The sequence below is a fragment of the Nostoc flagelliforme FACHB-838 genome, from assembly GCF_014698065.1.
Classification (GTDB): Bacteria; Cyanobacteriota; Cyanobacteriia; order Cyanobacteriales; family Nostocaceae; genus Nostoc; species Nostoc flagelliforme_B.
The window spans coordinates 1-6,946 of sequence record NZ_JACJSI010000310.1 but is presented as its reverse complement, the minus strand read 5'-3'; the positions used below and the strand labels follow the sequence as shown (position 1 = coordinate 6,946).

The window sequence follows — 6,946 nt, the reverse complement described above, 5'->3', positions numbered from 1 at the left end:
CTTAATACTACTTCTTCTCATTAAGTCTCTTAACTTTTTCATTCAATTTAGTTCTTATGTACTACTCTGTCAGCTTTTTGTTGATGTGTGACAGTTAGGGTGCGGAAGGTGGGGTCCAACCCTCCAACAGTAGTTCACATTATTGATTTAGATAATACCGTAGAAGTAATTGTCCAGTCTTCTGATGGCTCCTTTCACCACCATTCTGTTGACTCCAAGCTAGTTAAAACTAGCACCGATAATCTATTAGAAATATTACAATCTTCTAGACTAGCTTCTATTAATAAGAATTTGATTATTTCGCCTTCTCAATCCCTTTATGACTTGTTAATTGCACCCGTCAAGACATACTTACCTCCATCAGGGACGCTAGTGCTTACTTTAGATACATCTTTACAAAGCTTACCAATAGGTTTGCTTCATGACGGCAAAGATTATTTGCTCAAGCGCTACAGCATTGCTCAAACTTTAGGTTCTAAGATTAGACCACCTAAATTTTTACCAAAAGAACAGTTAAGAGCCTTAATTGCTGGACTATCTAAATTTAGTCCCAGCTTTAACGCTCTAAATGCTCCCGAAGGCTTAAAAGCATTGTTAAGAGTGGAACAGGAGGTAGAAGATGTTAAAAAACAAACTACTTCTTCAACAGTCTTATTGAATGAAAAGTTTACTAGCCAGGCGCTTGAACAACAGTTGAGCACAAATCATTTTTCCATTCTTCATCTAACTACTCATGCTCAATTTAGTTCTGATGCCCAAAAAACAATGTTTTTTACTTGGAACAAACCAATTACTGTACTAGAGTTTGATAATTTACTAAAATTAAACGCTCAAACCAATGAAGATGGAATTGAACTATTAGTTTTAAGTGCCTGTGAAACCGCTAAGGGTAATAAGAGGTCAGCATTGGGGATTGCTGGTGTAGCAGCACAAGCAGGTGCCAGAAGTACAGTGGCAACTTTATGGAAGGTAGATGCTGACTCCACTGCTTTACTTATGGAAGAGTTTTACAGGAACGGAACTTGAAGTCCGGGACTCCTAAAGCAGAGGCATTACGTCAAGCACAATTAAATTTAATGTTAAATTCTAAGTACAGCCATCCTTATTTTTGGGCTTCGTTCTTGCTCGTTGGTGGATGGCTGTGAAATTTCGTGCAATCACAACCATAAGGTATCGATAATTTTAACAATTATATATTGGCAATCGGCAATGCCAACATCTGGTTGCTATCGTTGCCAACTTTTACTTATTGTGCCATTCCACCAACTTTAGTCCTTGTTGCACTTTAGCTAATTCATCTGAATTCCTAGTGCGTTTCGCCAATTCATTTGCCACCTGATAATTACGAAGCGCTTCATTTGGCAACCATGCTTCTAGATATCTATCTGCCAGTACTCGGTAAAGAGTGGGGTTTTGACTTCCTGCTGCCACTCGTGCTTTCAGCGTTTCAATTGACTCATTCAAAAGGCTTTTGGACATAAATACAGCATCTAAATCTAAAAAAGCGGCTTCGTCTGGAGGCAAGTTTAAATCATTGATCTGCTTTACTTTATATGCAATTTCTTTTTGGTCTTTTTCTGGCAAAACACTGATCACTAAAGGCTCCGAACTAATCAAAGAACCTCTCCGGTTGGCAATGACAGTAATTTTGTAGGTGTTACCAAGTTGCAATTCTATTTGCTCTTTCGGGTATGTCAGTGTAGTCGTTTTCTGATCTACTGTTGTTTCCCAATAAAATTCGTAACCCTTTACAATTACTGTATAATTAGTAGCGTTCGAGACAGCACTCCAAGATATTTGAGGCCGCGTACTTAACATTGAACTCCCGTAAGGGCTTATTAGGGTTGGTGCTTCTTTTTCCTCGCCTGCCCCCTTAGGGTTATAGCAATTACTCGGATTTAATCCCGTACATAGCTCTGCTATCTCTTGCGGCACTGTACACGTATCTGGCTCCTTGAACACGGTACTATGCCTCAGGTATACAAAATCTCCATTTAAGTAGCATAAAACCTTGACTGTAGCTCCCTTAACTGGATTAATCCGATCTCCTTGGCACAGTCGGCTTCCACTTGGCAAGTGGAGATCGCCTGAGCTAGAGACTCGACCTATAAACTTGCGACATCCACTTTTTACTGCTACTGATTGAGTCTGACTTCCTGCGCTGCTAATATCTGATAAAAGTAGTGTTGATGGTAATATCGATATAAGTGCTGCAATTTGAAGCTTAGAAACTTTTTTCTTTCTATGGTTGAGTGAAAACTGCATTAAAAACTTTTTATGTACTTACTTGCCTTTTATTAGCATACATAAGTTTGATAACGAAACAAATAGCTAGAGTCTATAACTTTCCCACAATGCACTCTATGGAGAGATTTTTGAGTTGTTGGTGAGGCGGTCTAGTAATTCCTGTCTCCACTTAAAAACATCTTGCTGAGTAGTCCTAGCAAGCATACAGATTTCCCATGAAAGTCTGGCATCCTCAATTTTACCTAGAGCTTCTTGCACCTGAGCCAGCAAGCAGACAGCATCTATTCTCTTGCTGTCTAAATCACTTGCTTTTTGTAAATATTTCTCTGCCTCCTTATACTGATTTTGCATGAACTTTGCCCAACCCAAATTTTTATATAAAGCAGCTTGTAGTTTTGGGTCTTCAGTCAAGCGCAATCCTTCAAGCGCTAATGCAGTAGCCTGAGTATAGTCTTCTTTGAGATTTCTGAGCCGCGATAAATCATTGAGTGCGGGCACTGCTTTCTTACTAATTTTAATTGCTATTTTATATTGTTCTTGAGCTAAATTCTCTTTTCCTTCTTGATCATAAAAACTTCCTAAACTATAGTACCCCTCCCAATCATTAGGTTTTAATTTCAAAATTTGCTGATAACTTTCTAAGGCACAAGCGACTTCTCCAAGCTGCCAACAAACTACAGCTAAACTATTATAAGCATTTATGTCTTTTTCATTATATTTAAGGGCTAACTCATAATATTTCTTCGCTAGTTTGAAGTCGTTAAAATGACGAGCAGCTTGCTCTAAGTAAAACTGGGAAACAGAAAGTTTAAGTTGGGAATTATATTCTATAGCTTGGCTAAAATAGTTTTGTGCAGTTTGCGAATCATTTGCTATTTCTGCCTTTTTGCCTTCTACTACTAACTTATTAGCCATTATTGGTAAAAAAACTTGGAAGCCTCCAAAAAATCCTAAAATAATTAATGTAACTAATACACTAAATAAAAATTTTTTAGACTTCATTAATCTATTTAATTTGCTTTGCAGAGAAAGGCTTTTTAACCTCTGCAAAATTACTTGAGTATTTTGTGGACGTTGCCCTGGAAAGGGAGCCATCAAATCATCAATAAAATCAGCCAAAGATTTATCGATATGAGGTGCTTTATTCCTCCAAAGTAGCCTCCCTGTTTTTTCGTCGCTTTTAATTTGAATTAAAGGAATACCAGTAACTAAGTTAACAAAAGTTCTGCCTAATGCGTAAAAGTCTGACTGTGGTACAGCTTGTCCATTAATTTGCTCTAAAGGGGAGAAACAAGCTGTCCGAACGATAGTTATGTCATGTCCGCTACCTAATCCTGTGCTCGTTCCTCCACTAGTACTAACTTTCGCTAAGTAAGTTCTAGTAATATCTCTTGCGCCACCAAAATCAATAAGTGCTAATTTGCCGTTGGGTTGAAAAATAATGTTATTTGGCTTAATATCTCTATGAAACACACCAGAGCGGTGAACTAAATCAAGAATATCCATTAATTGTGAAAGCCAATCAAGTGCTAGGCTCTGAGGAATTTTTCCATAAGATTTTATCCACTTCCCTAAGTCCTCTCCTTCAAACTTCTGCATTACTAAGCAATGCAATTCTAAACGATTGTCATTCAGCCTCAAAGCAAAATAATCTTCTCTATTAGACTTAGGAATTCCCGGATGGTCAAGAATTTGTAATAAAATTGATTCTCGTCGAAGCAGTTCAACTAATTTAGGCTCGTCTATCCATTTTAAGATTTTCATCACTTTTCTTTGAGAATGCTGCGGATGGGATTCTGTGCTATCATTCTCATCCTCATCCTCGACGATACCAACGTCATCAACCTCAAAAATATCTGTATAAGTATATAGATCTTTATCTAAAGAACGTAAGGGATGTAACAAACGAAAACGTTTGTTTATTAATAAGGGATTCCCGCAAGCTAAACAATTTTCAATATCATCAGGATTGTGGCGCTGAGTACAAAGAGGATTTATACAGTAGCTCACATTCGCTCCTGAACGCCATTACTTGTTTGTGATGCACTTGTCTTATCGTACACCAAGCCAAGTGCATCGACCAAAATATACTTCTTAACTACTGGTTCCAAACTATAACAAACTTCCTGTTTACTTGATTTTCTGCTTGTTTCAATTAATGAACGTTCATCTAAGGCTTCCATTGCTGTTATTACTTCAGAAACTGACACTTTTAAAGCTAATCGCTCTTTTAATCCACTAACAAGCTTAAAAAAGGGAATTGGAGTTGAATCTTTTGATAGCTCTTCTGCTAAAAAAATCATGATTTTTTTTTGGAGATCGCTTAAAAAGCCAGCTTGTCCAAATTGCATATTAAGCATTACTTTAAGTCTAGGGCCAATTACCGTAGTTTCATAATCAAAGAATCTTTGAACATTCCCTCCAAAAATGCGATTAATTCGTTCAGCAACTGTATCTAACTCTGATGGATTTCCGCGATAAGTTTCAATTAATTGTATACATCCATCCCCAAATAATCCTTTATCACGTAGCATTTGCATTGCAGCATTTGAGTCTAAGCCTTCCAAGCGTAAAGATTCAATAGGCAAACTTTGAGTTACGTAAGCAATGTCCTTTAAAGGCACTTGACTCGTTACTAATATGCAGCTTTTATGATGACCTTTTGTAATCCCAACAAAAAAGTCTTCATATTCTAATCTTCTTTTAAAACTCTCTACTTGTGCCACTTTTTCAAAACCATCTAATACTAGTAAACAACGATGCAAATGAAAATGTTTTGATAGCAAAGAAATTTTTCCTGGCAGAGTTTTTTCCTCTGCTTCTAGGTCGAAAATACTAATTAATTCAGTGACTACTTCATCAATGGATGAATAACGAGTAACTGTATTCCAAACAATGTATTCATATGCATCTGATTTCTCTAAAAGTATTTCTTCGATTACTTTCGCTACTAATAGACTTTTACCTATTCCTCCTATTCCAGTTATGGCTATGCAAGATTTTTTAGAAAAATTAATTTGCTTTTTCAAATCAATAATTTCTTTTTTTCTACCATAGAAAAACGCTGCCTTAGGCAAATCTCCATATATTCTCGTCTTGCCCACTAGACAATCATCGTCCAGCCTAGATGCTTCCAGCTTTATACAATGCTCTTTTGCTACTTTAAGCAAAATATTTTTTAAAGTTATTTTTTTTACCTGCACCCCATTACCGATAACTTTTGAAAGTGTTGTCCATAACTGTGGTCCAACTTCCTGCTGCAAATAATACCCACTGTATCCAGAATCACTTGCTATTTCCTTATAGTCTTTACCATGCCAAGACCCTTCAATTACAATCCTTTCAGCTTTAGTCAAACGTTTGCCAGTATAACTAAGAACTTGAGCTTCTAGTATGTCAAGTACTGTTCTTATGTCTAAATTTTGACTTGAGTTCATGCTTGAGCCGTAATACCACTACAAACAATACTGTATTTCATCTTACTTATGACCAATCTTGTCAACCCCTACTCTCTTTACAATTATTAACTTAAAATAGGGATTACAATCTGCGCTTCAAGTTATAAGATTTTAAATGTTACATGGCTTAGATAGCAATAAATACCTGTGAATACATTGTCACGGTTATAGGTTAGCTATTTTAAAGCTGATAATTGACCAATCCCTTACCAGCAAATACCTTCCATAGGTAGCTAGACTTACTGACAAAACCGATCATCAGGTCTAATTGTAACATCTGGCGCAGGTTTACTTAAGTTAAAACCCTTCTCCGGATAGGAGGTTTGGCACAAACATTACAAGTGTGGAGAACTTAAAAGTGAAAAGTAAAAATCTCACAGAACAACAGATGACCAGAACTTCTGTAAGATCAGGTTATTACCTACGTAAAGTGGAAAATAGAGGTGAATATACAACAATACCTGCATTTAACGTACAAAGCGCCACTAAGGAGTAGCGCTTTGTGCGTGCTTTAAATTTCATATCGATTTAGAGCGGGGTTGATCTCGAAGGAACAAAATAAGTTGTCGTTGAAGTTTGGCGACAGAGACGACTATTAAATTTGTCCGAGAGTATAATCCGCGCTGCCAGATCCATTATAGGATCTGCCGCTTGGAAAGTCCATTCCTTGCGGTATGTTTTGGCTGTCGAAATTTATAAATTTCTGTAAAGTTAAGTTTGATTAAGAAATATCCCGAATTTCGTAGCAAAAGCAGTAGCAACGCGAATAACATTTATCAGCTACCAGTTACCAGTTATCAGTTGGAATTTACAGTCCTTGATAACTGTCAACTATTGACTGATAACTGATACAACCCCCTTTGAAGCTTGTAAACCGAGTTATCAGGGGCGAAATCATGACTTATAGCAAAACCTCCAAGGGCGCAGTAGTAGAGCGCATTGGGTCGGATAGTAAGATTACATATCTTGTATGCGGTCTAGTAGAGGGGAATTTCAGCAATATCCTGGCTAAAGCGAAAATTGTCAGACTTTTTATAGAAGTGGAATTAGCTTTTAGTGTGTGTTCGCTGCTTTCACTAGTGGTGCGCCACACTATTCGTGCGTGGTGGCTAGCATCAGGGTACAAATTATGCTGACACTAGATAGAGAAGAAACCAAATCAGCACTTGATTACGATGATCTTAATAGCAGTATCAAAGACACCTTCGCTGCCATAGACCAATTTGAGTTGCAAGCAGTAG

6 protein-coding genes are annotated in these 6,946 nt (G+C 37.2%); 3 read left to right on the top strand and 3 right to left on the bottom strand.

Features of this window, described 5'->3' with window-relative positions; all coding sequences use genetic code 11:
* Positions 1 to 108 precede the first annotated feature (108 nt).
* Positions 109 to 1,026 (top strand): CHAT domain-containing protein, encoded by a 918-nt coding sequence (locus tag H6G97_RS41920; RefSeq protein WP_338421959.1) that lies wholly within the window; start codon positions 109 to 111, stop codon positions 1,024 to 1,026.
* Positions 1,023 to 1,145, top strand: coding sequence for a CHAT domain-containing protein (locus H6G97_RS53970; protein WP_242055956.1), 123 nt, complete (start codon positions 1,023 to 1,025; stop codon positions 1,143 to 1,145). Before H6G97_RS41920 ends, H6G97_RS53970 begins: the two co-directional genes overlap by 4 nt.
* 97 nt (positions 1,146 to 1,242) lie before the next feature.
* Here H6G97_RS53970 and H6G97_RS41915 read toward each other — a convergent pair whose 3' ends face one another.
* From H6G97_RS41915 to H6G97_RS41905, 3 genes are all read right to left on the bottom strand, one after another.
* Positions 1,243 to 2,265, bottom strand: a complete 1,023-nt coding sequence (locus H6G97_RS41915) for a hypothetical protein (protein ID WP_190946474.1) — start codon at positions 2,263 to 2,265, stop codon at positions 1,243 to 1,245.
* Positions 2,266 to 2,361: 96 nt separating this feature from the next.
* A complete protein-coding gene (locus H6G97_RS41910) occupies positions 2,362 to 4,257 on the bottom strand; it encodes a protein kinase domain-containing protein (protein ID WP_190946473.1) in 1,896 nt (631 codons plus the stop codon).
* Positions 4,254 to 5,684 carry a helix-turn-helix domain-containing protein gene (locus H6G97_RS41905; RefSeq protein ID WP_190946472.1) on the bottom strand — a complete coding sequence of 477 codons (1,431 nt, stop codon included), beginning with the start codon at positions 5,682 to 5,684 and terminating at the stop codon, positions 4,254 to 4,256. The genes H6G97_RS41910 and H6G97_RS41905 overlap by 4 nt, the downstream gene beginning before the upstream one ends.
* 917 nt (positions 5,685 to 6,601) lie before the next feature.
* On the opposite strand from H6G97_RS41905, the gene H6G97_RS41900 reads away from it, so the two are divergent.
* Positions 6,602 to 6,841, top strand: coding sequence for a hypothetical protein (locus tag H6G97_RS41900; protein ID WP_190946471.1), 240 nt, complete (start codon positions 6,602 to 6,604; stop codon positions 6,839 to 6,841).
* Positions 6,842 to 6,946 lie beyond the last annotated feature (105 nt).